Here is a 24,303-nt window from a genome sequence, read left to right on the forward strand (position 1 = left end):
TTCGCAGCGCGTCACAGACTCAAGCCCTGAGCGGATCTGCCGGTAGCGAAGTAAGCGCTTCACGCTTGAATTACACGCATGCGAATGCGATATTCAGCCCCTGATACGGTCACAGCTTAATAACATCCGGAGAACCTATGTCGAATGAAGAACGCGTAAACGAGCTGGAAGCAACGGTAAACCAGCTGCAGATTGAAGTCGCTGCCTTGCGCGAGTTAATGATTAAGCAGGTGGCGGTAAATAACATCACCTTCAAAGGGAAATATGATGAGGTGATTATTCAACTGGCGAAAGAATATGAAGAGCGCGGCTTAGAGGACGAAAGGAATAGCCAGATGCACGAGGCGCTGCGTCAATATATCAAATACCAGCTGCCCGCCGTGGAATAAGCCAATTACGCTTGCGATTCATCTATATTAATCCCTTTCACATCATCACGCCCTTCACGCTTTGCCCGGTACAAGGCGTGATCGGCGTACTCCAGCAGTTTTACCGCACTGAGGGTGGCAGACGTCGCAGTGGTGGCGCAGCCGGCACTGATCGTCACCTGCCCTATGGGCGAAGAAATATGCGCAAGCTGCCTGATACGCACCGCCTCAACCACCCGATGCGCAATCGTCATGCCCTCATCGAATGGGGTATCAGGCAGGATCAGCGCAAACTCCTCGCCGCCATAGCGCGCGGCGATATCGGAGCGCCGCGCAACCACGGCAGCTAATACTTCACCGATCGCTTTCAGGCACTTATCCCCGGCAATATGGCCGTAAGTGTCGTTGTAATGCTTGAAGAAATCGATATCCATCATGATCAGCGTGAGCGGTTTACCGCTGGCGGCGGCGTGGGCCAGCGCTTGATGCAGGAAACGATCAAACTCCCTTCGATTCGCCAGACCGGTTAAACCATCAACGTGCGCGAGTTGATTCAGGGCGAGGTTGGCGCTGTGCAGTTCGTCGCGCAGCTGAGTCAATTCCTGCTGATAGCGCAACACGCTACGCGCCTGACGCAGCTGGAAAATACCGAGCAGCAAGATGGTCAGCAGCAGGATAATGCTGAGCAGAATATCCTGCGCCCGACGGTTAACCCACACATGGAACAGATCGTCACTGTTGTAACCGGCGGCGACGATAATCGGATAGCGATCGGAACGCGCAAAACCAAAGATCCGCGCCTGGCCATCCAGCACCGATTTCCACTGCCCGCTGCCGCGATCCATTTTCGCCAGCATCTCCTGAAACAGCGGGCTGGCTGAGAGATTTTTGCCGATGTAACTGTCAGGCATCGGACGCGCATACAGCACCGTGCTGTCAGCCAGCATCAACACCAGTACATCGCGCGCACCGAGCTCGTAATAGCTGTAGAAGCGACGGAAAAAATCGACCTTGATGGTGGCCAGCAGCACGCCCTTAAAGCCACCGCTGGCATCACTGACGCGCAGGGAAACGGGGATGACCAAATCACCGGTGCTGCGGCTGTTGATCACCGGGCCGATATGCACGCTGTTGCGCCGGTTATGGCGCTGAAAAGTGAAGTATTCACGATCGGAATTATTGATATTGTTGGGTGCGCGTTGGGCGGAGGTGGCGATCCACTTGCCATCTTGATCGTAGTAGAACAAGCCGTGTAACTGCGGTAAGCGGCGCTGTAATTCGCGCATGGTATTACTCAGGTCAGCGCCCTGAATGCGCGTTGCCAGCTGTAGCTGCAGATCACGCTGTACCTGACGCAGCGACAGCTCGGTCTGCAGGAAGGTGTCTTCCGCCTGACGCGATTGTGATAACGCCAGATTCATCGCGGATTCCTGGGTCTGACGCACGGTCGCCAGCCAGTCTTCACGCAAGGTCCAGATACTCATACTGGCTACGGTGATCAACAGCAGCAGTCCAGAGAGCACAATGCTTTTCAGTAAACCGCCGTCAGAAGAAACCGGCTTATCCATTTTTCTTTTAAACTGCATGTTGTCCTCTGTCTTCCCCACCAACAGAGTTAAGCAGGTAAACCACGCATCAGTGGACGAATACGGTTATTTTTCGGTCCATCGATAACTCCTATGACCAGTTGCGAAATATTACTGTAGTCTGGTTCCACCACATTGAGTGGCAGCAACACACAGTACGCGTTTACACGATCACTTCGGTATCCATCTCGACCAGCCCGCTACGAGCGGGCTTTTTTTTGCCTAAGATGCAGGGAAAACGGGGCGGAGCAATCAACTCCGCCCCGCGCATTAGGCTGCGACGGTCAGCGCTTTTTTGCTGCGCGACCAGACGCGATGGGATGCCATGACAGAAAGGAAGTCCGCCATAAAGGTGCCCTCGGCTTTCACATCTTCCACCAGCCCTTCTTCGACCTCATTGTCCTGCACGTTGAACTGCGCCTTAAACCGGCGTGCATCACCGCTCAGACCGATGGCTTTGAGATGCTTGTAGGCTTCCAGCAGGAAGTAGCGCGCATCACCGCTCAGCAGCAACGCATCGATATTGCCATCCGGCACAATCACCGCATCAAAGGTCAGCGAAGGAAGACCGGTAAAGGTGGCATCAACCGGCAGCACCGAGCCATCATCCGCCAGCACTTGTCCCATGTGCGCTGCCAGAATTTTGGCATGCACGCCCTGCGCTTTCAGCGCCTGCAGAATCGCCAGCACGTCGGCGGCTTTCACACCGTCGCTCAGCAGTAACGCCACCTGACGGCCTTTAATGTCGCCGCTCGGTTGCGCATACAGACTCAGGCTGTCATCTTTTTTCACGCCGTTGACATCTTTCGGCGGAACGGTGTTGAGCTGCTCATCACTCAGCTTCAGCCCCAGATTGGTGGCCACAGCCTGCGCCAGCGTGACGTCAATCTGCAGCAGATGATCGACCACGCGTTCGCGGATGTAAGGACGCGCTACCTTGCTGAGCTCAAACGAATAAGCGCCGATGATATGCTGCTGCTCTTCCGCGGTCTGGCTCAGCCAAAACAGCCGTGGCTGCGAGTAATATTCGCCAAACGATGGGCTACGCTCGCGCACCTTGCTGCCTTCCACCCGCTCCTGATAGCTCTCGAATCCGCCCTCTTTTGCCGCTGGCGGCACTTCACGTGGCCAGTTGTTGTTGATGGAGTTCGGTTCGTAGTTGGCCGGATTGGTATCGATTTCCGTGCGATGCATGCCCTGACGCTGGAAATTGTGGTACGGGCAAACAGGACGGTTGATCGGGATCTCATGGAAGTTCGGCCCACCCAAACGGCTGATTTGCGTATCGGTGTAGGAGAACAAACGGCCCTGCAACAGCGGATCGTTGGTGAAGTCCAGCCCCGGCACAATGTGGCCCGGATGGAACGCCACCTGTTCGGTCTCGGCAAAGAAGTTGTCCGGATTACGGTTGAGCACCATTTTGCCGACCAGTTCGACCGGCACCAGCTCTTCAGGGATCAGTTTGGTGGCATCGAGAATGTCGAAATCGAATTTGAACTCGTCCTCTTCCGGGATCAGCTGCAGGCCGAGCTCATATTCCGGGAAGTCCCCGGCTTCAATCGCTTCCCACAGATCGCGACGATGGAAATCGGGATCGCGGCCGGTCAGCTTCTGTGCTTCATCCCACAGCAGCGAGGCTTTGCCCGCCACCGGTTTCCAGTGGAAACGCACAAAGGTGGCTTTACCCTCAGCGTTAATCAGGCGGAAAGTATGGATGCCAAAGCCTTCCATGGTGCGGTAGCTGCGCGGAATACCGCGATCCGACATCGCCCAGATGACGTTATGCAGCGTTTCAGGTTGCAGCGACACATAATCCCAGAAGGTGTCGTGCGCGCTCTGCCCCTGCGGGATTTCGTTGTGCGGCTCGGGTTTCACCGCATGCACGAAGTCCGGGAATTTGTGCGCATCCTGAATGAAAAACACTGGCGTGTTGTTGCCGACTAAATCAAAAACGCCCTCATCGGTATAGAACTTGGTGGCGAATCCACGAATATCGCGCACGGTGTCAGCCGATCCTGCGCCACCCTGCACGGTGGAGAAACGCACGAAGACGGGTGTGATTTTTTCAGCATCGCTGAGGAAACCTGCTTTGGTCAGTTTTTCCAGCGAGCGGTAGGGCTGGAAATAGCCGTGCGCCGCCGAACCGCGCGCATGAACGATACGCTCAGGAATGCGTTCGTGGTCAAAATGCGTGATTTTTTCACGCATGATGAAGTCTTCAAGCAACGTGGGCCCGCGCGAACCGGCACGCAGCGAGTTCTGATCGTTGGCGATGCGGGTGCCCTGATTAGTGGTCAGGTCGGCGTTTTCGCCATTTTTGCGGTACTCATCGAGCTGCTCAAGTTTGCTGTTTTGCGTGGCGGGCGCTTTCAGGCTGCCGGGCGCGGTAGGCTGCTTGCCCGGCGGCGTCGGTTCAGCGGCAGGTTTATGTCCACCGCCTTGCGGTGCTAAATCACCTAATCCTGGCTCAGAGGTTTCTGGCCCTTTATGCGGCGCGGTATGGGTTAAATTCTGTTCTTTTTTATCTTTCGACATGTGACATGCTCCTCCAGTTAAGACCCTATTAACTGTAGAGCATAAAAACGTTTATATTTCGCCTGATTTAGAAATGATGTTTAAAGAGATTAATGAGGAGAATGTAAAGCGAGGGTATTTTAACCGAATGGTAGCTTTAACGTTTTATTAATAAGATTAATCCTGATAAATACCGTTGCGCTTTATTTCAATTATTTTCGCACCCTCCACAGGGTCGCCATTAATGGCGACCAAAAATATCATGCGGCATAACAGGCGCTATGAATGCGTTAAGGTTTCAAAATCACCTTGGTCCAGCCCGCATCACGATCGTCGAAATGGCGGTACGCTTCGGGGCCTTCGGCCAGCGACAGTCGATGAGAAATAATGCTCGCCGGATGCGCTTTGTCGGTGGCAATCAATCGCGCTAGCTGGCGGTTATAGGCTTTGACGTTGGCCTGGCCGGTACGGATCGACTGCCCTTTAAACCAGAAGCTGCCGAAATCGAACGGCATTTTACCCACTTTGGCTAACTCGCTGGCCGCGCCGGGATCCTGCGGGATAAACACGCCCACCACGCCAATGCCGCCGGTGGCTTTGGTGGAGGCGACCAGGCTGTTCATGGTGGCGCTGTTATCTTCGTGTCCATGCTGATTACAACATTGATAACCCACGCATTCACAACCGCAATCCGTGCCGCGTCCATCCGTCAGATCAAGGATTTGCTGCACCGCTGCGTCGCCCACGGCATTGATGCCCGTTGCGCCCATCTGCTCCGCCAGCGCCAGGCGATCGGGGTGCGTATCCACCACAAACACCTGCGACGCGCCTTTGATGATCGCCGAATGCGCGGCCATCAAGCCTACCGGGCCCGCACCGTAGATGGCGACGCTATCGCCCGGTCGCAGGCCTGCCAACTCGGTTGCATGCCAGCCGGTGGGGAAAATGTCTGACAGCATCACATAATCTTCCTCTTTCTCCACCGCATCCGGTGGCAGCAGCAAACAGTTAAAATCGGCAAACGGCACGCGCAGCAGCTCGGCCTGGCCACCTTCCCACTCACCCATTTCAGCAAAACCGTAGGCCGCACCTGCGGTGCCGGGATTGGCTGTCAGACAGAAACCGGTTAACCCTCTCTCACAATTTTCACAGAAACCACAGCCGACGTTGAACGGCATACAAACGTAATCGCCAACCTTAAGTCGCTCGACGCCACTCCCCACTTCCACCACTTCGCCAAGGTTTTCATGACCAAAGATGCGTCCCTGTTCAAAGCTGGTGCGCCCCTCGTACATATGTAAATCGGAACCGCAAATATTGGTGGTGGTAATACGAATAAGCGCATCGGTAGGACGCACAATTTTTGCATCAGGAACATTTTTAACCGAGACATCAAAAGGCCCGTTATAGACGATAGCTTTCATGATTTATTTTCCTGAGTGGCTAGCACTCTTAATTCGAATGAGCAGATAAGCACGGCGCTAATTTAACGTCGCGCTTAGCCAAAGAAATAAAAACCGCGTCTACATACCCTGGCATAAATAAGTCAGTTGTGCTTTTTTCAATTACCGCTGCGTTTGTCGTGCAGTCGCGCATATTTGTGCCAGACTTAACACCGTGTCAGCAGGAAAATCTATGGAGAGCGTATGAAACAGGTTGTTTTAGCTTCAGTAATCATGATGTTCAGCGTTGGCGTGAGCGCAGCGGAAGGCGGATACCAATCAGGTGAAACAGCACCGCCGCAGAAGAATCAGGATGCCGGTTATAAAGGATCGGAAGACACCGCACAAACCCCGATTTCACGTATTCGTGATTTCCGTCAGGGCGGCTATGTCACGCTCGAAGGCCATATTATTGAAAAGCTGAAAGGTGATAGCTACAAATTCCGCGATGATACCGGCACGATTATCATTAATGCTGAGAAGCCGGCCTTCAAAGAGAAAACCTATTCAGCCAGTGATAAAGTTCGCGTCAGTGGAAAAGTGTATGGGCGTGGCGAACAAACCACCTTGAGGGTATCGCGAATTGAAGAACCTTAAGGTTACGCATTTATTACCTTAAGAATAGCGGGTGAGTGCATGGCTTTACATCCTCACCCTTTTTAGGCCTGACAGCGCAGCAGATAATCACATTCACATATACGTTTTTCGCCATTCCTACAGCACTATTTTGCGGGTATATTAGCGCGCATGTAGTGAATAGAACTCGTAAGAGTCTGAATGAGTTTTTATGGATAGAACGATTTATATTGTTGACGATGACCCCGCTGTCATCAACGCGCTGCAAAATCTTCTGAGCTCAGAAGGCTACCTGATTTCGACCTTTACCTCCCCCGCTGAATTTTTACATCAGCCGCATTACCGCACCCCGAGCTGTTTAATTGTCGATATGAATATGCCGGGCCTCGACGGCTTTGATGTCTCGCAGGATATCACCGCACGCGGATACACCATTCCCACCATTTTCCTCACCGGCTTTGGCACCATTCCTCTGACGGTTCGCGCGATGAAGGCTGGCGCCTTTGAGTTTCTCACCAAGCCCGTGATGCCGGATGACCTGATACAAGTGGTATCCGCTGCCATGGCGCTGGCCGAAAAAAGCGCAGCACTTGCACAGGAAAGAGTTGTACTCACCGGGCGTTATCACTCTTTAACGCCACGGGAAATGGAATTGATGCTGCTTGTCATTCGCGGTTTATTAAATAAGCAGATTGCCGCCGAAATGGGCATCAGTGAAATTACGGCAAAAGTGCATAAACGCCGCGTAATGGAAAAAATGGCGGTGCGTTCAGTATCAGAATTAGTCAGAGCCGCTGAGAAACTTCATTTACTGCAAGATGAATAACGCGCGCGTTATAGTGATAACGGTCCGATTTTCCTGCCGCGAAATAGCGCGGGAGGATCAGATAAACTATTTCCCCAGATTTAATGGTAGGGTAAAGCTAAATATGCTGCCGCCCTGCGGGCGGTTTTCCGCACTCAGCACACCACCATGACGTTTGATGATTTCATTACTGATGGTCAGGCCCATTCCCATTCCTTCCGCTTTGGTGGTGTAGAAAGAGTCGAATATCTTGCCGATAACCTCTGCCGATAATCCGCTGCCGTTATCGGCCACCGCTATACGAATATGATTCGCGTCAGGATTGGAGGATGAGAGCCGCAGAATACGCGCTCCGCCATTATCCGCCATCGCCTCAATGGCATTAATCACCAGATTCAGCAGCACCTGCTGAATCTGTACGCGCTCGCAAAACACCTCATCCCATGGCGCTTGAATATCCAGTTCGAGTGCCACCGAGCGGCGCTCAAGTTCCAGACGCGACAAGGTTAGAATATCGCGCGCCAGCAGATGTAGCCTGGCCGATGCATACTCCGCGACATTATTGCGCGTCAGTGACTGCAGGCCGCGAATAATTTCGCCAGCGCGCCGCCCTTCGTTAATGATCTCCTCAATGCTTTCACTGGCTTTCTCCAGCTGAGCCGGATCGCGTTTCAACCAGCGCAGGCTGGCGCCAGCATTGGCCACAATCGACATCAGCGGCTGATTGATTTCATGGGCGATCGATGAGGTCAGCTGTCCTACCGTGGTGGCGCGCGCCACGCGAGCCAGCTCGGCCTGGGCAATTCTGGCGGCATCTTCGGACTGACGCTGCGCGGTGATATCCGTCAGCGTGCCGAAATATTCGGCGACATCCGGCCAGTTCTCCACCGGCTCACCTATGCCTTTGATATAACGGCATTCGCCGTCATCACGGATGATACGAAATTCAGCCTGCATGCTCACGCCATGCGCCACGCTGGATTCAATCAGCGCTTTCAGGCACTGAAGATCGTCTGGATGCACCCGCCGCTGAAACTCGGCCATCGAGGTGCTCACCTGCCCGGCGGGCAGCCCCATGATGCGTTTATATTCGTCCGATATCAGCTGGATATCCGGCTCAAGATGCCAGTGCCAGGTACCGGTATTACTGATTTTTTCACCCAGCATCAGGGATGTCTGGCTGGCACGCAGCTGTTTTTCAATTTTCCGCCGCTGGATGTTCTCCTCCACCAGCTCGGCATACAGCCGCGCCGTTTCCAGAGAAACCGCAGCCTGCGCACCTAACATCGAGACAATGCGCGAGTGCTCCGCGGTGAAAACATCCGGCATCAGCCGGTTTTCCAGATAGAGCACGCCCACCATTTGCGCCTGGCGAAACATCGGCACACACATCACTGCCGCGCCAGAGGCAACCAGATAGTTATCCTGACTAAACGGGCTAAACACTTCCGGCCGACCGGTACGGATTTCCTGTCCGGTGCGGATCACCGCCGAGAGAATCGACAGCGGCAGATCGGTCGCCACCGGCAGTTCATTAACGATTTTGACTCTGACGCCTTCCACCGTGGAGGAGGCGCGCGCCTGAATTTCCGGCACATTGCCGTCGATGAGGCGGATCAAAATACAGTGCTGCGCACCGGCGCGCTCCACCAACATCATCATCAAAATATGGATCAGCCGATCAAGATTGATCTCTTCGGTCAATGCGCGCATCGCCGTGACCAGGCTTTGCAGGTCGCTGATCACCGCGCTCTGCTCAAAGGTCACGGTGTTTAACGCGCTCTGCGGCGGGTGCGCCACCAGATGCGGATAGTGTATTTCAAGCTGACGCACCTTGGCGCCCGCGCCCCAGCGATCCCAGGCGGCAAGCGCGCCTTTGATGTAGCCCTCGGCGGCGAACGCCATGCCGCGCGCACTGGCGCAGCGCGCAGCCAGTTCGCATGCCAGAGCGTTGATCGGATGAAACTGCCCTTTGCGCGACAGCTCAATGGCTTTTTCAAACTGCTCCAGCGCCGCGCCGCTGTTATCCTCCAGCCTGAGCAGTTCGGCGCGCAGCAGCGCCTCTTTGTCGGCGAAGGTGCCGGGGTTCTCCGTTGCCCAGGTGATGATTCTTTCAAGATGGCGCTGCAGTTGCTGCCGCTGCGTGGCATCAAGCTCATTCGGTTGCAGCGGTATGCTGAGTGAAAGCGCACTGTAGAGATGGAAATCCAGCATATGCACATGGCCGGGAATCACGTCTGTGAGCGGTGCGGCGTCGCTGAACTGGCGCTGGGCGGCGGCATACTCACCGGCAAAGAAGTGCGCCATGCCTTTATACAGCCGCGTCCAGAACTGCATCAAAAACAGCGGTTCAATGGCGTATTCGGGTTGCACCACATTTAGCGCGGGCGTATGGAAATCATCGCCGGACAAGGTCTCACCGGCTGGCTTACGCAGGAACATCACGTAATCCAGCTGCATGCCGAGTATCACTTCCACATCGCGATACTGCGCTTTGCGCACATAGACCATGCCGCGCATGATCGAAGTATGCACGCCATCAAGATGGTCACCGCGCGCCAGGCAATTCATGGTGAGATGACGCAGCGCCAGACACGCCGACGTGCGATCGCCAATATCAACCGCCACATCAAAAGTCGCTTTAGCGCACTCAATGGCGTAACTGAGCGGCATGGTCCAGACGCTCACCTGGTCCAGCGGCATCAGCGTGCGCGCTTTGTAGCTAACGAAGTCGTGCTTATACACCAGCTCGCGGGCCAGCAGCGCGCTGGCAAATCCTCGGCTGTATTCGTTGAACTGATCACCACACACCACGCCGTACCAGGCAAGCGCCAGCGTGGAGGCACCGCTGATGCCCTTCTCCATCGTCAGATGCAGAAGTTTGCACAGGATGATGAACTGCAGCCGTGGGCTGATAAATGCGGCGAAGGTGCTGGCGCTGGCCATCAAATTCATCACCGCTTCGGTTTTATGGCAGGTCACTCGCGGCAGGGAACGGAAGCGCGTGTAGGGATTTTTGCCAACCTCTTTTTTCAACCGTTGCCTGGCGACATCGCACTCGGCTTTATCCGGATAGCGCTGCAGATGAATGTCAAACACCGCCAGCCAGGCCAGCGCGGTTTCCAGCGCCAGCTGGCTGTCGGACTGACGCATATGAATTTCAGCAATTAGCGACGCCGCTTCGGCTTTATCGGTGACCGCACCGGGCGTGGCGAGAATCTCAGAGCTCAACGCCAGCGCGCCCGATAAGTTGCCGTTTAAAAACTCACACTCCGCTTGCTCAAACAAAAACGGGCCGCTCTCCTCCGCGCCTGACGCTGCGTTGAGCGCTCGGGCAGCGTGTAAGAAACGCAGCGCGGAAGCGTAATCGCCCATAATTTTCGCGCGTCGGGTGGCGTTTAATAACAGCAGACTAAACGCAGCGGCATCAGGCGCTAAAAGTGCGCGGTTTTGCAGCGTGATGGTGTGATGCGCGGCACTGAACAGCAGCGCATGCGCATTATCCTGGCGCGCGGCCTGCATGTAATAGCGCGCAGCGGCAAAGTGAAAATCATCTTTTGCCGCCGACGAAAGCAACTTCAGCGCGGCCTCATGCATGCTGTCATGCATAAAGGTGTAGCTGTCATCGGTCAGCGAGATCAGCCGGGCCTCAGCCGCAGGGCGCAGCGTGGCGCGAAGGGCGCTAAGCGCCGTATCGAGGATGCCGGCCAACACCGGCAGATCGCCGCTACTGCCGATGCAGGCCAATCGGCCCAGCAGTTGGCGCAGCGGCAGCGCGAGCAACTGCAGCTGTTGCAGCACGCTGGCGGCAACGTTCGCGGTGTAATGGCAGTTTCTCAACGCGTGCGGATTGTAGGTCCATTTATGGGATGCAGCGTGTGTGATGTGGTGATCGCGCACCGCCTGGCGGTAAAACTCACGCGTGGCGAGCGGATTCCCGGCGGTTTTTTCATGGATGATCTGCGCCAGCTCGGTGGTCTCCGCGCTGCGCGTGTGAAAAATGCCGGCCAGCCAGCTGGCGATATTTTTCACCGACAGCGGCTCGGGCGTGATATCCACAATGCGCGTGGCCGCCGCACGAATGCGCTCCAGGCTGGCGACCACCGTCGGACAGGGCAACGAGGCGCGATCGCGATGAGAAATCACCAGCAATAAGGGAATATCGTCGCTGGAGCGCAGCAAATTCTGTAGCAGCTGCAAGGTCGCCTGATCGGCCCAGTGCACGTCATCAATCAGCAGGATCAGCGGCCGCCCCGGCACCGTAAAGGCTTTCACCAGGCTGCAGGCCACCAGATTCAGGCGATTGCGTGCATCTAACGAGCGTGCATCCGCCTGCACGCTGGCTTTGTGGTTGAGCAAGATGCCCAGTTCGGGCACCAGATTAACGGCCAGCCCAACATAATTCCCCAGTTGGCGCGCAATGTGTGTTTTCCAGCGCGCCAGCTCTTCGGCGGGCAACCCGAGCAGATGCAGCGTCAGCGATCGAAACGCCGAGGTAAATACCACGTAGGGCAAAATGGGCGAGTGCTGGTCGGCTTTGGTCACCGTCAGCAGCGCGTTTTTTTCCCGCAGGATTTTAAGCGCCGAGGCCATCAGCGCCGATTTTCCGGCACCGGGCGCGCCGCCAATCGCCACCATGCAGTGTTTCCCGCTGCTGCACACCTCATCAAACGCCGCCAGCAGCTCGCTGGCCTGAGCATGGTCGCTGTACAGCACATCGGATAACAACGTTGTGGTTGGCACATCCTGTAAGCCCAGCGCGAAGGATTCAACTACGCCGTCAGGCATCAGGTTGGATTCACAGCGGCGCAGATCGGCCAGCACCCCTTCGACGGTTTGATAACGCTGCTCCGGCGATTTGGTTAGCAGGCGTAAAATGAGGGATGAGAGTACCAGCGGCACATCTTTGCGCAGCCGGTGCGGCGGCAGCGCTTCGGAGGCAATGTGATGGTGCACCCATTCAGCCGCGCCCCCTTCCGCGCTGCCATAGGGAAGCTTGCCGGTGAGTAATTCGTAAAGCACGATGCCCAGACTGTAGAGATCGCTGACCCGGCTGACCGCGTGCGCGGTGCGCGAGGTATGCTCGGGCGACATGTAGGCCAGCGTGCCGCCGGTCACAGAGGCGCGCAGCGGCTGCTGTGAGTCCGCTTCGATAAACGCCAGGCCAAAGCCGCCCAGCACCACGTCGCCTTGATCGGTAAAGAAGAAATTGGCCGGTTTGATGTCGCCGTGCACCAAACCTTGCTGATGCAGCTTGCTGAGCGCATTACACAGCAGCACGGCGCAGCTGATGAACTTCTGAATTTTACCCGCTGGCAGGCGCAGATAATCCGCCAGGGTTTGGTAGCGAAACGCGGGATAAATCAGGGCGTAGCGCCCCTGATATAAGGTGTGACGCAGCGGTTTTAGCGCCCAGCTTTCTGCTAATAAGGCGCGCAGCGCATACTCATTTTTCAGCAGTTGCGTTACCGGAAACTCCGCCTCTTCGGCCGCAGCCGTGGCCAGCACGAAGCGTTCATCGGAGATCGGGTGACGGCATTCGATCCACTCAACCTGCCCTTCCTGCGCCAGCGGGGTGAAAACGATGTCATCCGCCAGCACCAGCGCCGCGTCATCCGCGATATTTAACGACAGGAAAAGCGTGCTCATTGGCGCGCTGCCTGGGAGGAAAACGCCAGACGGATATGTTCAAACAGCAGGTCGATATCAATGGGCTTTCGCATAAAGGTGATCGCGCCTAGATGGATGGCATACCAGAGCATATTCTCATCGCCATTGCCGGAGATGATAATTCCGGGTGGGTTCGCGCGACGCTGTACCAGCGCACGGAACAACTCAAAGCCCGACATGCCTTTGAGCTCAACATCAATAATAAACAGCGCAGCGTCATTTAGCGCCGTCTCGTCCGCTAATAGCGCTTCAGCCGACTCAAATGCCTGCGTTGCGTAACCTTCCGACTGAAGCAGATTGCTCAAACCACTGCGAACCGATCGTTCATCATCAACAACGACAATGCGCTGCGACAGCTGCATGCTGTGTTCCTTCATTATTATTCACTGCCTGCGGCGCGTCCTCAGGAGTTTTTGTCACTCGATGGCGGCGTGCCGCTGATTTTAGGCACACACTCTTGACGAAACCAGGCCAGCGTGACCGGTTGACGGTTTATCAGGCGCTTACACAGCGGGATAATCTGTTCGCCGACCAGCATACCAAACAGACCAAGCAGCGCAATCACGGGCGGCGCTGGGGAATTGACGTCGATAACGGCATAAATGATGCCGACTAAAATACCGACCGAGAGCGATATCGCATAGGTTTTCAGCATGTTCAACCCGCCTGTTTTGCGGTGAGCGTGGCGGGAGGTAGCGGCCTGTCAGCGGCCATCGCGCGTGAGGTTTTATCGACGGGCGCTACGGGATGCGTCAATTTTCCACCCAGCGAACTGCCCACAATCATGCCCAGCAAGCCCACCAGCGCCACGGCGGGCGGCGCCGGCGATCGCACATTGAGCAAGGCGTAAATCAGGCCGATAAACACACCCGCCGCCAGAGAAATCAGTAAAGGACTCACCGGTCCTCCTTGAAAAAGAAAGGCGAGCCCGTAAGCGCTCGCCTGGGTGACGATTTAGCGAACGGGCGCAGCAACCGGTGCCAGCGTGCGATGCTCGCTCTTCTGACGCGATGGCGCTTTGTGCACCATGGTGTAAGCGTAATCAACGCCGATGCCGTAAGCACCGGAGTGCTCTTTCGCGATATCCATCACCGCGTTGTAGGTCTCTTTGTGCGCCCAGTCGCGCTGCCACTCCAGCATCACCTGCTGCCAGGTCACCGGGATCACGCCCGCCTGAATCATGCGCTGCATGGCATAGTCGTGCGCTTCTTTGGTGGTGCCGCCGGAGGCGTCAGCCACCATGTAGATCTCATAGTCGCCTTCCAGCATGGCGCACAGCGCGAAGGTGTTGTTACACACTTCGGTCCACAGACCGGAAACCACAATTTTCTTCTTACCGTTGGCCGCCAGCGCATCACGCACTTTCTGGTCATCCCACGAGTTCATCGAGGTACGCTCAAGAATGTCCTGGCCGGGGAACACATCCAGCAGCTCCGGGAAGGTGTTACCTGAGAAGCTCTCGGTCTCCACCGTGGTCAGTACGGTAGGAATGTTGAACACCTTCGCCGCTTTTGCCAACGCGACCACGTTATTTTTCAATACCTGACGGTCGATGGACTGCACGCCAAATGCCATTTGCGGCTGCTGGTCAATGAAGATGATCTGGCAGTTGTGCGGCGTCAGTACTTCTAATTTACTGGTTGTCATTTTTGTATGCCCATTGAGGTGAATGTCTGGGCGCAGTGTAAGAACCTTTGGGCACACGAACCATTATCTATAGGTATAACTATACGAAGGTATACCTATCCTTTTGTATAACTAGACGCTTTCCGCACCGCCTGAACATAATCCCACCCAGTATTTCACCTGCGAAATTGGCAGGACCTCTTATTCAGGAGCTTTTATGGTTACGTTAGGCAAAGCAGACATCATTTTGACCAATGGGCGATTTCATACTGTCGATCGCGGCAACCCAATTGCCGAGGCCGTGGCGATGCGCGATGGCAAATTTCTCGAAGTGGGTAGCCTGGCCGACGTGATGCAGCATCACTGCGAAGGCACCAAAGTGATTGACCTCAAAGGCCATACCGCCATTCCCGGCATGAATGATTCTCACCTGCACCTGATCCGCGGGGGCCTGAATTACAACCTCGAACTGCGCTGGGAAGGCGTGCCCTCGATCGCCGATGCGTTGCGGATGCTGAGAGAACAGGCGCTGCGCACGCCGTCACCCCAGTGGGTGCGCGTGGTAGGCGGCTGGACCGAGTTTCAGTTTGCCGAGCGTCGCATGCCGACGCTGGATGAGATCAACGAAGCCGCGCCCGATACGCCGGTGTTTATCCTGCATCTGTACGATCGCGCCCTGCTCAACCGCGCCGCGTTGAAGGTCGTCGGCTACACCAAAGACACGCCCAATCCGCCGGGCGGCGAGATCCAGCGTGACAGCAATGGCAACCCGACCGGCATGCTGATTGCGCGCCCGAACGCCATGATCCTTTACGCCACGCTGGCGAAAGGGCCAAAACTGCCGCTGGAGCAGCAGGTCAATTCCACCCGCCAGTTTATGCGCGAGTTGAACCGTCTGGGCCTGACCAGCGCGATTGATGCAGGCGGCGGTTTCCAGAACTATCCCGAAGATTACGAAGTCATTGCCGAGCTGCATGAGAAAAAGCAGATGACGCTGCGAATCGCCTACAACCTGTTTACCCAACGTCCGGGCCACGAGCTGGAAGATTTCGAGAAGTGGACCGACATGCTGACGCCGGGCCAGGGCAGCGACTATTTCCGTCACAACGGTGCCGGTGAAATGCTGGTGTTTTCCGCCGCCGATTTTGAAGATTTCCTCGAACCGCGTCCGGATCTGGCGCCCGGCATGGAAGATGAGCTGGAGCGTGTGGTGCGTCATCTGGTGGAGCATCGCTGGCCGTTCCGCCTGCACGCCACTTACGATGAATCGATCAGCCGCATGCTGGATGTGTTTGAAAAAGTGAACCGCGACATTCCGTTCAACGGCCTGCACTGGTTCTTCGATCACGCCGAAACCGTGACGCAGCGTAACCTTGACCGCATCAAAGAGCTGGGCGGCGGCATTGCCGTACAGCATCGCATGGCGTTCCAGGGCGAGTACTTTGCCGAGCGTTACGGCATTGAGGCCACTCGCCATACACCGCCGGTGGCGCGCATGCTGGAGACCGGCGTGCCGGTGGGTTTAGGAACCGATGCGACGCGCGTGGCCAGTTATAACCCGTGGACCGCGCTTTACTGGCTGGTATCGGGACGCACTGTGGGCGGCATGCAGATGTACGACGTCAACGCGCGCCTCGATCGTGATACGGCGCTGATGTTGTGGACGCAGGGCAGCGCCTGGTTCTCCAGCGAGCAAGGTAAAAAAGGCCAGATTAAAAGCGGTCAGCTGGCCGATATGGTGGTGCTGAGCAAAGACTACTTCAGCGTGCCTGAAGAGGAGATCAAAGGCATTGAGTCGGTGCTGACGGTGGTGGACGGAAATATCGTTTATGCCGCCGGCGCTTTCAGCTCTGAAGCGCCGCCCCTCATTCCGGTGCTGCCGGAGTGGTCGCCGGTGGTCAAGGTTCCCGGCCACTATCGCAGTGCGCCACCGACCGCCACCACACGCGTGGGCATGATGCAGCAAGCGCATCACTGCAGCGGCCCGTGCGGCGTGCATACGCATTCTCACGAGATTGCGCGCGGCGCCAACCTGCCGGTTTCGGAAGAGAACGCCTTCTGGGGCGCGCTCGGCTGCAGCTGCTTCGCCTTCTAAACCATGAAACATTCACTCTCACAGCCGCCTCGCATTGATGCGGGGCTGTTCTTCCTGCGCCTTACCGGCTGCCTGCTGTTGTTGCACGTGCACGGCTTGCCGAAGGTGTTCCATTTCAGTGAAGAACTGACGCGTATCGAGGATCCCTTTGGCCTGGGTGCCTACTTCAGCCTGCTGGCGGCGATCGTTGCTGAAGTGGTCTGCCCGCTGTTTATCCTGCTCGGCGTGTTTACCCGCCTCGCCTGCCTGCCGGTTATCGGCGTGCTGCTGGTGGCGATGCTGTTCGTCCATCCCAACTGGAGCATAGCAGAAGGACAGTTTGGCTGGCTGCTGCTGATCATTTTCACCACGCTGGCGCTGACCGGCCCCGGTCGCTGGCGCGTGTTTGGCGGCGTTTCGGAGGTTGTTCATGGCGCAGGTTAATGACATTCATGACATCCCCGAGGCGGATCTGCCGCCCGTTTCGCAGTCGGTTTCACCATGGCAGCCGCTGCGCCAGCGCGTGTTCCGCATGCTGTGGATCGCTACCGTGGTATCCAATGTCGGTTCATGGATGAACGACGTAGGCGTTAACTGGACCATGCTGACACTGAGCGCCGATCCGCTCTCGGTGGCGCTGGTGCAGGCCGCCAGCAGCTTACCGATGTTTCTGTTTGCACTGCCGTCTGGCGTGATGGCGGATATCGTTGACCGGCGTAAATACCTGCTGTTCTCGCAAATCTGGGTGTTTATTGCCGCCGCGAGCCTGACATTCCTTTCCTGGGCAGACCTGGTCACACCGATGGTGCTGCTGATTGCGGCGTTCCTGCTGAGTACCGGCGCGGCCATGAGTTCTCCGCCCTTCCAGGCCATCGTGCCGGATTTGGTCAGTAAGGAGGAGCTCGGCCCGGCGATTGCGCTTAACTCGCTCGGCATTAACATCAGTCGCGCTATCGGCCCGGCGCTCGGCGGCCTGATTCTGTCGTTTGCCGGTCCGTGGATGGTGTTTCTGCTGAATGCGCTTTCGGTACTCGGCGTGTTTCTGGTGCTGTATGTGTGGCAAGCACAGCCCAGCGTGCAGCGTTTGCCGCCGGAGCACTTCTTCCCGGCGGTGCGTGCCGGCGTGCGCTATGTGCATGCTGCGCCGGTACTGCGCAATGTGCTGGTGCGCACCATCGCTTTCTTTGTGTTTGGCAGTGCCGGTTGGGCGCTGTTACCGCTGGTGGCTCGACGCGAACTGGGCCTCGGGCCCGGCGGCTACGGCATTATGCTGGGTTGCATCGGCATCGGCGCGATTTGCGGCGCGCTGCTGTTGCCGCGTATGCGCAAACGCTTTAATCCCGATCAGCTGATGGTGCTGGCGAGCCTGATGTTTGCCATCACTCTGCTGGCGCTGGCGTTTATTCGTCACCTCTGGTTGCTGAATGCGTTCGAGTTCTTTACCGGCTTTGCGTGGATTGCCGTGCTTTCCACCCTCAATCTTGGCGCGCAGCGCAGTGCCGCCAAATGGGTGAAAGCCCGGGCGCTGGCGGTCTATCTGACGGTGTTTTTTGGCTCGATGACGTTAGGCAGCGCCATTTGGGGACAGCTGGCATCGACATTCAGCATTCCATTGTCACTGACTGTCGCCACTGTCGGCATGCTGCTGGCGAGCCTGACGGTGCTGCGCTGGCGGCTGGATCAGGATCCGGATCTGAACCTCGACCTCAGCACGGTCAGCGATCCCTTGCCCGAGCTGGAGATTCGTCACGATCGCGGGCCGGTGATGGTCAGCTATCATTATCAGATCAACCGCAGTGATGCGCATGCCTTTGCGGTGTGCATGCAGGATATGCGTCGCGTCAGACGGCGTGGCGGCGCGCTGAACTGGTCTCTGTATGAGGACATGCTGCAACCCGACATGTTTGTCGAGACCTTTGTGGTTGGCTCATGGATGGAGCATCTGCGTCAGCGCGAGCGCTACACCATGAACGATCAAAAGATTCAGAACCGCGTGTTGGGATTTCATCAAGGCACTGCAGCTCCGGAAGTTCGTTATCTCGTGGCGCCTGAATAAGGCGCTTTCATTCATCGACATTAATAAGGCCGAAACATGAGCACATTTAAGACGCAGGATGGTACGCAGATCTATTTCAAAGATTGGGGTACCGGCAAGCCGGTGCTATTCAGTCACGGCTGGCCGCTCGACGGGGATATGTGGGACAGCCAGTTGAATTTTTTGGCGGAGAAAGGCTACCGCGTTATCGCTTTTGATCGCCGCGGCTTTGGCCGTTCCGATCAACCGTGGGAAGGCTACAACTACGATACTTTTGCATCGGATATTAACGACCTGATTAGCCATCTGGATCTGCAAAACGTGACGCTGGTGGGCTTCTCAATGGGTGGCGGCGATGTGGCGCGCTACATCAACAATTACGGCACAGCGCGCGTGGATAGCTTAGTGCTGTTGGGCGCGGTGACACCGATCTTCGGCAAGGCCGATGATTATCCAGCAGGCGTCGATTTGTCGGTGTTTGAAGGCATTCGTCAGGGCTTACGTAAAGATCGCGCGCAGTTCATCAGTGATTTTGCGACACCGTTTTACGGCACCAACGCCGGTCAAACGGTTTCAGAAGGCGCGCTGACGCAGACGTTGAATATTGCGCTGCTGGCGTCACTGAAAGGGACGATTGATTGTGTTACCGCGTTCTCGGAAACCGACTTCCGTCCTGATATGGCAAAAATCGACGTGCCGACGCTGGTGATTCACGGCAGCAACGACCAGGTCGTGCCGTTCGAAACCACCGGGAAAGTCGCCGCCGAAATGATCGCCGGCGCGCAGCTGAAAGTGTATGACAACGCACCGCACGGCTTTGCGGTGACGCATACCGATCAGCTCAACGCCGATCTGCTGACGTTCCTGCAATCGCTTTAACGGGAATAACATTAATCGGCCGGTTTGGCCTAATACTTGTCAGTTATGAAAGAATTTGGCTTTAAGGCTGCATTAATCGTGCGGGCTCTGACACATCTGCTGCGTCACGCACTGAAGCGTCGAAGCGGGCCGGGGGCAATTTTGGGCCGGCAATTCGCAGCGCTGAACGAAGCGAGGAAGCCAGGAGAGCCCGCAGGACGCGGGCGAAAGGCGAAGCCGGGACAGGGAAGTCCCGTCTTCGCCGGTCCGTTAGGCTGACGAGCGAAGTGAAGGAACCGCGTTAGCGGCGCGAGGACAGCCGGCCCAAAAGTGCCACCGGCCTGCACACTCGTCGTTGGCCTGGCTGACATGAGCATTAGGCCATTTTGGCGGGCCTTTTGTGGCAGAGAACTATTGCGGCGTGGCGGCAGCAAATTTCTCTAATGCCGCCCCGTCGAGCCGATAACGCACCCACTCATTTAACGGCAACGCATCAATACTGAGATAGAACTCTCTGGCCGACTGATCCCAATCTAACGCACTCCACTCAATACGGTTGCACTGGTGATTGACCGCGTGCTGAGCGACATACTGCAGCAGCGCTTTGCCTGCGCCGAGGCCGCGAAAATTGGGCGAGAAGTACAAATCTTCCATATAGAGTCCGCGACGCCCCAGCCACGCCGAGTAGCTGCGGGTAATCACCGCATACCCGGCGGTTATGCCATCAATCTCGCACATCAACGCTTCGCTATGGCTTTCGGGATTGAATAGCGTCGATCTGATCTCTTCAACGGTAGTTGATGACGGCTGTAATCCATGTTCATAAACCGACAACTCAGCAATCATGTCGTAAATGGCGTCCGCGTCATCAGGATTGGCTGGCCGAATAGTCATCTTCATGCATTATTTTCTTATTTAATCAGATTGATGCTGCCCAGCATAATGGGTAATGTTCGATGAAATAAGTGCAATAAAATCAATGATAGGTGAATTTCATGCATCATGTGCTGCGTCGACTGGACTTGAATCTCCTCCCCGTTTTCGACGCAGTTTTCAGACATCGTTCGGTCAGGCTGGCGGCGATTGAGCTCAGTTTGAGTACTTCCGCGTTAAGCCATGCGCTGTCCCGATTACGTGAGTTTTTTAAAGATCCGCTGTTCTACCGCGAAGGCCACAAAATGTGTCCCAGCGTTTATGCCTGCCAGCTGGCGCCCTATATTGCCGAAACGTTATCCGGGTTAAATCGGCATCTCAGTCCGCTGCAGCCTTTCGATCCGCTGACCAGTGATGACTGTTTTAGAATTGCGGTAACGGATTACACCGCTTTTTGTGTCTTTCCGCGGCTGATGCATGCGCTGACTGATACGGCACCCAACCTGAGTTTTGAACTCTGCCATTTGCCGCATAATCCGGCGCTGATTGAATTACTGGCGGGTGAAATCGATATGGCGCTGAGTTTTAGCGAGCCGGATGGCATGCATCATCCCGATCTCGAAGAGACCGATTTATTCAGTGATGAATTTATGGTGATTGCCAATGCGCGACGCAGCAGTCTGAATCTTGACGACTATCTTGCCGCCGGGCATCTGGTGGTTACGCCGTGGAATGAAAAACAGGGATTGCTGGATTCCCATCTTGCGCGCATTGGCCTTAAACGCCGCATCGCCATCAGAACGCCGTCAATGCTGAGTGCGCCCTTTATTATCGCGGAAAGTGAATTGCTGATGGCGATCCCGTCTTTCGTTGCCAGTAAAATTAAACAGGCCGCCGATGTGACCTCATTCAGGTTGCCGTTTCCCGCGCCAAAGTTCACCGTGAAAATCTATTCACACAAACGCAGCGGTAAACGGGAACCTACGGAATGGATTAAATCGATGATGGCTAAAACCATTACGCAGCAAGCGTACCGTTTCGAGGATTAACGGACGATTTTTACTGGTCTAGAAATCGTCCGTGATAATCGGATTTAATGGGGTAATGCTCGTTGTAGCGACCAAAAAGCCGATAGCGATTTAGCGCAATGCGGTCGTAACAATAATTGCTGATAACGTCAGGCATAAACCTCACGACAGACAAAACGCGCCACGGCCACGGCATATAGTGCATGATGCGGAAAATTGCCTGCGCACGGAGCCAATGATTTTGCCCATCAATCAGGACGATGGTGCGAATATCTTCATCTGGCAGACCGACAAAACGTAATAGCGCTTTCCCCTGCTCACTCTGAACCGCCGCAAAACGTACATGGCGTGGAATGCGGTGACGCAGGAGAAACATCACCCACGCGTTGCACAGTTTGCATACGCCGTCGTATAAAACGACCTGTTCTCCGGGATTTATCCCAGCTGGGTTTGTCATCATCGTCTCCTCAACCATAGAGATAGTCGCAGCAGAAAAGCTGCGTTACGCCGCCTGCCACTCCGCCACCAGCGTGTTAATTAATTCTGCCGCCGGCATTTCCCGCGCCAGCGCGGCGCCCTGCCCGGCCCACTGCGCGCCAAAGCCGTGCGCGCCTTTAGCGGCGGCGGCGGCAGCGAGCGCTTTGCCCAGCGCGTAGGTGAGTGGATAAGGGGGAATGGCATCCTGCGCGAACTCGCGCGCCAGCTGGCAAAAATCGTTGGTGAGACATCTTGCCGATCGGCCAGAAATGGCGGCAATCATTTCGGTGCTGTTGGCCTGCGCGCTTTTCAGCGCCTGACGGTATGCCGCATTGGCGGCGGATTCCGGGCACAGAATAAACGCGGTACCCAGCTGTACACCCGCCGCGCCCAGCTTGAGCATGGCAGCCATGCCCGCGCCATCCATCACGCCGCCGGCGGCAATCACCGGTAGCCGCGAGGCCCGACGAATCGCCCGCACCAGCGTAAAGGTGCTGAGCTGCTGATCGTCATTTTCTGGATGGAATATCCCGCGATGCCCGCCCGCCTCAATACCCTGCGCCACAATAAAATCGATGTCAGCGGCTTCGATGGCACCTGCTTCAGCAACGCTGGTGGCGCTCGCCAGTGTGATAATGCCGCGACGTTTCAAGCGCTGCACAACAGCGGCGGACGGCAAGCCAAAGTGGAAACTTACTGCGGCGGGCGCGGTGTCCAGCAGGACCTCCAGCATCGCGTGGTTATCCACAAACGTTTGATAAATTTCTGACAGCGCATCGGGCGGTGTCGCTTCATAGCGAGCAAACACCGGCTTGAAACGTGCGATCCACGCCTGTTCTTGCTGAGGATTGCGCTGCACCGGCGCGTGGCAGAAGACGTTGACGTTGATGGGCGCGGCTGTCAGGGCGAGCGTTTTGCGGATCATGCTATCCGCCTGTTGCGGCGTTGAAGCGCCCACGCTGATCGAACCCAGCGCCCCGCTGGTGCTCACCGCCGCCGCCAGTTCCGGCGTCGAGACGCCCGCCATCGGCGCCTGAACGATCGGATAGCGAAGGTTAAGGGTCTGACACAGGATGTTGTTCATATTATTGGCCTGTTGGTAAGAGGTAGCCGATAACATGCCGCGATTTTTCGGCTCGGTAAAGGCTGGCATCTACACTTAATGTGTCTGTACCTACAACAGGAGAATCCCGATGCATAAAATCGACTTTCCGGTAAGCAAAGCGCGGAAGTATCTGGAGCCGGGTCCGGTGGTGCTGCTGAGTTCCCAGTTTGAGGATCATCGCGACATCATCACGCTCGGCTGGCACACCATTCTGGAGTTCTCGCCGTCGCTGGTTGGCTGCATGATTGCCGGCGGCAATTACAGCCATGAACTGATTCGCCAGAGCGGCCAGTGCGTGATTAACGTGCCGTCGGCCAATCTGGTGGACAGCGTGGTGGCGATCGGTAACAGCCACGGCGATCGTCTCGATAAGTTTGATGCCTTCAATCTGACACCCGAACCGGCCAGCGTGGTCAATGCGCCGTTAATCGGCGATTGCTTTGCCAGCTTTGAGTGCCAGCTGTATGACGATTCCATGGTAGATAACTACAACTTCTTTATCTTTGAGATCGTTAAAGCGCATGTAGCCGAAACGCCGGAGTTTCCGCCGACGCTGCACTACACCGGCGAAGGACGCTTCAGCGTGATGAGCAATTTGCGGCTCGACAAGCGCGGCGACTTTAAGCCTGAAATGTTAATTTAACTGCTTGAATTGATATGGGCTTGCCCCCACTTTGATTCTTTCGCCCTGACAGGAGTAGATATAATGGCAACCGAATATGCGGTGATCGCAGGTGGCTGTTTCTGGTGTACTGAAGCAGTGTTTAAAGATGTGATTGGCGTGGAGTCAGTCGAGAGTGGATATACCGGCGGCGCACGCCCGAATCCAACCTACGAGCAGGTGTGCAGCGGTGCGACCGGCCACGCAGAAGCGATTCGCATCGGTTTCGATCCAGAGCAGGTGAAGTACGGCGATCTGCTGGATATCAGCTTTGCCACCCACGATCCCACTACGCTGAACCGCCAGGGCAACGATGTTGGCACCCAATATCGCTCTGCGATTTTCCCGGCGAATGCTGAGCAGGAAGCCGAAGCGATTGCCGCGATTGCGCGCGCGCAGGAGAATCTGAGCGATCCGGTAGTGACCACCATCGAGCCGCTGAAAGAGTGGTATGCGGCAGAAGGTTATCATCAGGATTATTGGCAAGGCGCGGGTCAGCGCAACGGCTACTGCATGGCGGTAATCCCACCGAAACTGCAAAAGCTGCGTAAGAGCTTTGCGAATCGCGTTAAATCGAGTTAATTCAGTACCGCCAATGTCGAGGC

The 24,303-nt window shown here is 56.1% G+C and carries 21 protein-coding genes; 10 read left to right on the forward strand and 11 right to left on the reverse strand.

What is annotated here, in order from left to right; genetic code table 11:
- Nucleotides 1–137: 137 nt before the first annotated feature.
- On the forward strand, nt 138–389 hold the full coding sequence (locus IB226_RS06610) for a hypothetical protein (RefSeq protein ID WP_101760749.1): 252 nt from the start codon (nt 138–140) through the stop codon (nt 387–389).
- Between the two features lie 5 nt (nt 390–394).
- On the opposite strand, the gene IB226_RS06615 is transcribed toward IB226_RS06610, so the two are convergent.
- The 3 genes from IB226_RS06615 to IB226_RS06625 all read right to left on the reverse strand — a co-directional run bounded on the left by IB226_RS06615 (nt 395) and on the right by IB226_RS06625 (nt 5,892).
- Entirely contained in the window at nt 395–1,954 is a 1,560-nt protein-coding gene (locus IB226_RS06615; protein ID WP_192234196.1) for a sensor domain-containing diguanylate cyclase, read from the reverse strand.
- Between the two features lie 270 nt (nt 1,955–2,224).
- A complete protein-coding gene (katE, locus tag IB226_RS06620) occupies nt 2,225–4,489 on the reverse strand; it encodes a catalase HPII (protein WP_192234198.1) in 2,265 nt (754 codons plus the stop codon).
- A gap of 269 nt (nt 4,490–4,758) precedes the next feature.
- Nucleotides 4,759–5,892 (reverse strand): glutathione-independent formaldehyde dehydrogenase, encoded by a 1,134-nt coding sequence (locus tag IB226_RS06625; protein WP_101760752.1) that lies wholly within the window; start codon nt 5,890–5,892, stop codon nt 4,759–4,761.
- A gap of 222 nt (nt 5,893–6,114) precedes the next feature.
- On the opposite strand from IB226_RS06625, the gene IB226_RS06630 reads away from it, so the two are divergent.
- Nucleotides 6,115–6,507 (forward strand): YgiW/YdeI family stress tolerance OB fold protein, encoded by a 393-nt coding sequence (locus IB226_RS06630; RefSeq protein WP_101760753.1) that lies wholly within the window; start codon nt 6,115–6,117, stop codon nt 6,505–6,507.
- A 190-nt stretch (nt 6,508–6,697) separates the two neighbouring features.
- On the forward strand, nt 6,698–7,312 hold the full coding sequence (locus tag IB226_RS06635) for a response regulator transcription factor (RefSeq protein ID WP_192234200.1): 615 nt from the start codon (nt 6,698–6,700) through the stop codon (nt 7,310–7,312).
- A gap of 66 nt (nt 7,313–7,378) precedes the next feature.
- Here the strand turns inward: IB226_RS06635 and IB226_RS06640 are convergent, their stop codons facing one another.
- From IB226_RS06640 to IB226_RS06660, 5 genes are read right to left on the reverse strand one after another with little or no spacing between them, the layout of a single operon-like run.
- Nucleotides 7,379–12,940, reverse strand: a complete 5,562-nt coding sequence (locus IB226_RS06640; protein WP_192234202.1) for an ATP-binding sensor histidine kinase — start codon at nt 12,938–12,940, stop codon at nt 7,379–7,381.
- The gene (locus IB226_RS06645; RefSeq protein WP_192234204.1) at nt 12,937–13,323 is read right to left on the reverse strand and encodes a response regulator transcription factor; all 387 of its coding nucleotides are present in this window, start codon (nt 13,321–13,323) and stop codon (nt 12,937–12,939) included. Before IB226_RS06645 ends, IB226_RS06640 begins: the two co-directional genes overlap by 4 nt.
- A 41-nt stretch (nt 13,324–13,364) precedes the next feature.
- On the reverse strand, nt 13,365–13,616 hold the full coding sequence (locus IB226_RS06650; RefSeq protein ID WP_192234206.1) for a XapX domain-containing protein: 252 nt from the start codon (nt 13,614–13,616) through the stop codon (nt 13,365–13,367).
- A gap of 2 nt (nt 13,617–13,618) precedes the next feature.
- Nucleotides 13,619–13,861: a DUF1427 family protein gene (locus tag IB226_RS06655; RefSeq protein WP_101760758.1), complete on the reverse strand. Its 243-nt coding sequence runs from the start codon at nt 13,859–13,861 to the stop codon at nt 13,619–13,621.
- A gap of 54 nt (nt 13,862–13,915) precedes the next feature.
- Complete coding sequence (locus IB226_RS06660) at nt 13,916–14,608, reverse strand: hydrolase (protein ID WP_101760759.1); 693 nt, start codon at nt 14,606–14,608, stop codon at nt 13,916–13,918.
- Between the two features lie 196 nt (nt 14,609–14,804).
- Between IB226_RS06660 and IB226_RS06665 the strand changes: the two genes are divergently transcribed.
- The 4 genes from IB226_RS06665 to IB226_RS06680 are packed head-to-tail and all read left to right on the forward strand — an operon-like array spanning nt 14,805 to nt 19,575.
- Complete coding sequence (locus IB226_RS06665) at nt 14,805–16,682, forward strand: amidohydrolase (RefSeq protein WP_192234208.1); 1,878 nt, start codon at nt 14,805–14,807, stop codon at nt 16,680–16,682.
- 3 nt (nt 16,683–16,685) lie between these two features.
- Nucleotides 16,686–17,105: a DoxX family protein gene (locus tag IB226_RS06670; RefSeq protein ID WP_192234209.1), complete on the forward strand. Its 420-nt coding sequence runs from the start codon at nt 16,686–16,688 to the stop codon at nt 17,103–17,105.
- Complete coding sequence (locus IB226_RS06675; RefSeq protein WP_192234211.1) at nt 17,092–18,717, forward strand: MFS transporter; 1,626 nt, start codon at nt 17,092–17,094, stop codon at nt 18,715–18,717. Before IB226_RS06670 ends, IB226_RS06675 begins: the two co-directional genes overlap by 14 nt.
- Before the next feature lie 36 nt (nt 18,718–18,753).
- On the forward strand, nt 18,754–19,575 hold the full coding sequence (locus tag IB226_RS06680; protein ID WP_101760762.1) for an alpha/beta fold hydrolase: 822 nt from the start codon (nt 18,754–18,756) through the stop codon (nt 19,573–19,575).
- Nucleotides 19,576–19,965: 390 nt separating this feature from the next.
- On the opposite strand, the gene IB226_RS06685 is transcribed toward IB226_RS06680, so the two are convergent.
- Nucleotides 19,966–20,454 (reverse strand): GNAT family N-acetyltransferase, encoded by a 489-nt coding sequence (locus IB226_RS06685; RefSeq protein WP_192234213.1) that lies wholly within the window; start codon nt 20,452–20,454, stop codon nt 19,966–19,968.
- A 95-nt stretch (nt 20,455–20,549) separates the two neighbouring features.
- On the opposite strand from IB226_RS06685, the gene IB226_RS06690 reads away from it, so the two are divergent.
- On the forward strand, nt 20,550–21,476 hold the full coding sequence (locus IB226_RS06690; RefSeq protein WP_192234215.1) for a LysR family transcriptional regulator: 927 nt from the start codon (nt 20,550–20,552) through the stop codon (nt 21,474–21,476).
- A gap of 10 nt (nt 21,477–21,486) precedes the next feature.
- Here the strand turns inward: IB226_RS06690 and IB226_RS06695 are convergent, their stop codons facing one another.
- Nucleotides 21,487–21,912: a thiol-disulfide oxidoreductase DCC family protein gene (locus tag IB226_RS06695; RefSeq protein ID WP_110865972.1), complete on the reverse strand. Its 426-nt coding sequence runs from the start codon at nt 21,910–21,912 to the stop codon at nt 21,487–21,489.
- Between the two features lie 45 nt (nt 21,913–21,957).
- Complete coding sequence (locus tag IB226_RS06700) at nt 21,958–23,016, reverse strand: nitronate monooxygenase family protein (protein ID WP_192234529.1); 1,059 nt, start codon at nt 23,014–23,016, stop codon at nt 21,958–21,960.
- A 109-nt stretch (nt 23,017–23,125) separates the two neighbouring features.
- Here IB226_RS06700 and IB226_RS06705 point away from each other — a divergent pair, with 109 nt between their 5' ends.
- The gene (locus IB226_RS06705; protein ID WP_192234217.1) at nt 23,126–23,680 is read left to right on the forward strand and encodes a flavin reductase family protein; all 555 of its coding nucleotides are present in this window, start codon (nt 23,126–23,128) and stop codon (nt 23,678–23,680) included.
- Between the two features lie 63 nt (nt 23,681–23,743).
- Nucleotides 23,744–24,280, forward strand: coding sequence for a peptide-methionine (S)-S-oxide reductase MsrA (gene msrA, locus IB226_RS06710; protein ID WP_101760767.1), 537 nt, complete (start codon nt 23,744–23,746; stop codon nt 24,278–24,280).
- Nucleotides 24,281–24,303: the final 23 nt, after the last annotated feature.

The organism is Pantoea sp. PNT03 (assembly GCF_014852515.1).
Lineage (GTDB): Bacteria > Pseudomonadota > Gammaproteobacteria > Enterobacterales > Enterobacteriaceae > Pantoea > Pantoea leporis.

Coding starts and splice junctions, on each gene's coding strand:
- IB226_RS06660 (WP_101760759.1), bottom strand. CDS start 14,608: ATGACAACCAGTAAATTAGAAGTACTGACGCCGCACAACTGCCAGATC.
- IB226_RS06705 (WP_192234217.1), top strand. CDS start 23,126: ATGCATAAAATCGACTTTCCGGTAAGCAAAGCGCGGAAGTATCTGGAG.
- IB226_RS06640 (WP_192234202.1), bottom strand. CDS start 12,940: ATGAGCACGCTTTTCCTGTCGTTAAATATCGCGGATGACGCGGCGCTG.
- msrA (WP_101760767.1), top strand. CDS start 23,744: ATGGCAACCGAATATGCGGTGATCGCAGGTGGCTGTTTCTGGTGTACT.
- IB226_RS06695 (WP_110865972.1), bottom strand. CDS start 21,912: ATGACAAACCCAGCTGGGATAAATCCCGGAGAACAGGTCGTTTTATAC.
- IB226_RS06630 (WP_101760753.1), top strand. CDS start 6,115: ATGAAACAGGTTGTTTTAGCTTCAGTAATCATGATGTTCAGCGTTGGC.
- IB226_RS06675 (WP_192234211.1), top strand. CDS start 17,092: ATGGCGCAGGTTAATGACATTCATGACATCCCCGAGGCGGATCTGCCG.
- IB226_RS06665 (WP_192234208.1), top strand. CDS start 14,805: ATGGTTACGTTAGGCAAAGCAGACATCATTTTGACCAATGGGCGATTT.
- IB226_RS06615 (WP_192234196.1), bottom strand. CDS start 1,954: ATGCAGTTTAAAAGAAAAATGGATAAGCCGGTTTCTTCTGACGGCGGT.
- IB226_RS06625 (WP_101760752.1), bottom strand. CDS start 5,892: ATGAAAGCTATCGTCTATAACGGGCCTTTTGATGTCTCGGTTAAAAAT.
- IB226_RS06700 (WP_192234529.1), bottom strand. CDS start 23,016: ATGAACAACATCCTGTGTCAGACCCTTAACCTTCGCTATCCGATCGTT.
- IB226_RS06645 (WP_192234204.1), bottom strand. CDS start 13,323: ATGCAGCTGTCGCAGCGCATTGTCGTTGTTGATGATGAACGATCGGTT.
- IB226_RS06680 (WP_101760762.1), top strand. CDS start 18,754: ATGAGCACATTTAAGACGCAGGATGGTACGCAGATCTATTTCAAAGAT.
- katE (WP_192234198.1), bottom strand. CDS start 4,489: ATGTCGAAAGATAAAAAAGAACAGAATTTAACCCATACCGCGCCGCAT.
- IB226_RS06670 (WP_192234209.1), top strand. CDS start 16,686: ATGAAACATTCACTCTCACAGCCGCCTCGCATTGATGCGGGGCTGTTC.
- IB226_RS06690 (WP_192234215.1), top strand. CDS start 20,550: ATGCATCATGTGCTGCGTCGACTGGACTTGAATCTCCTCCCCGTTTTC.
- IB226_RS06650 (WP_192234206.1), bottom strand. CDS start 13,616: ATGCTGAAAACCTATGCGATATCGCTCTCGGTCGGTATTTTAGTCGGC.
- IB226_RS06635 (WP_192234200.1), top strand. CDS start 6,698: ATGGATAGAACGATTTATATTGTTGACGATGACCCCGCTGTCATCAAC.
- IB226_RS06685 (WP_192234213.1), bottom strand. CDS start 20,454: ATGAAGATGACTATTCGGCCAGCCAATCCTGATGACGCGGACGCCATT.
- IB226_RS06610 (WP_101760749.1), top strand. CDS start 138: ATGTCGAATGAAGAACGCGTAAACGAGCTGGAAGCAACGGTAAACCAG.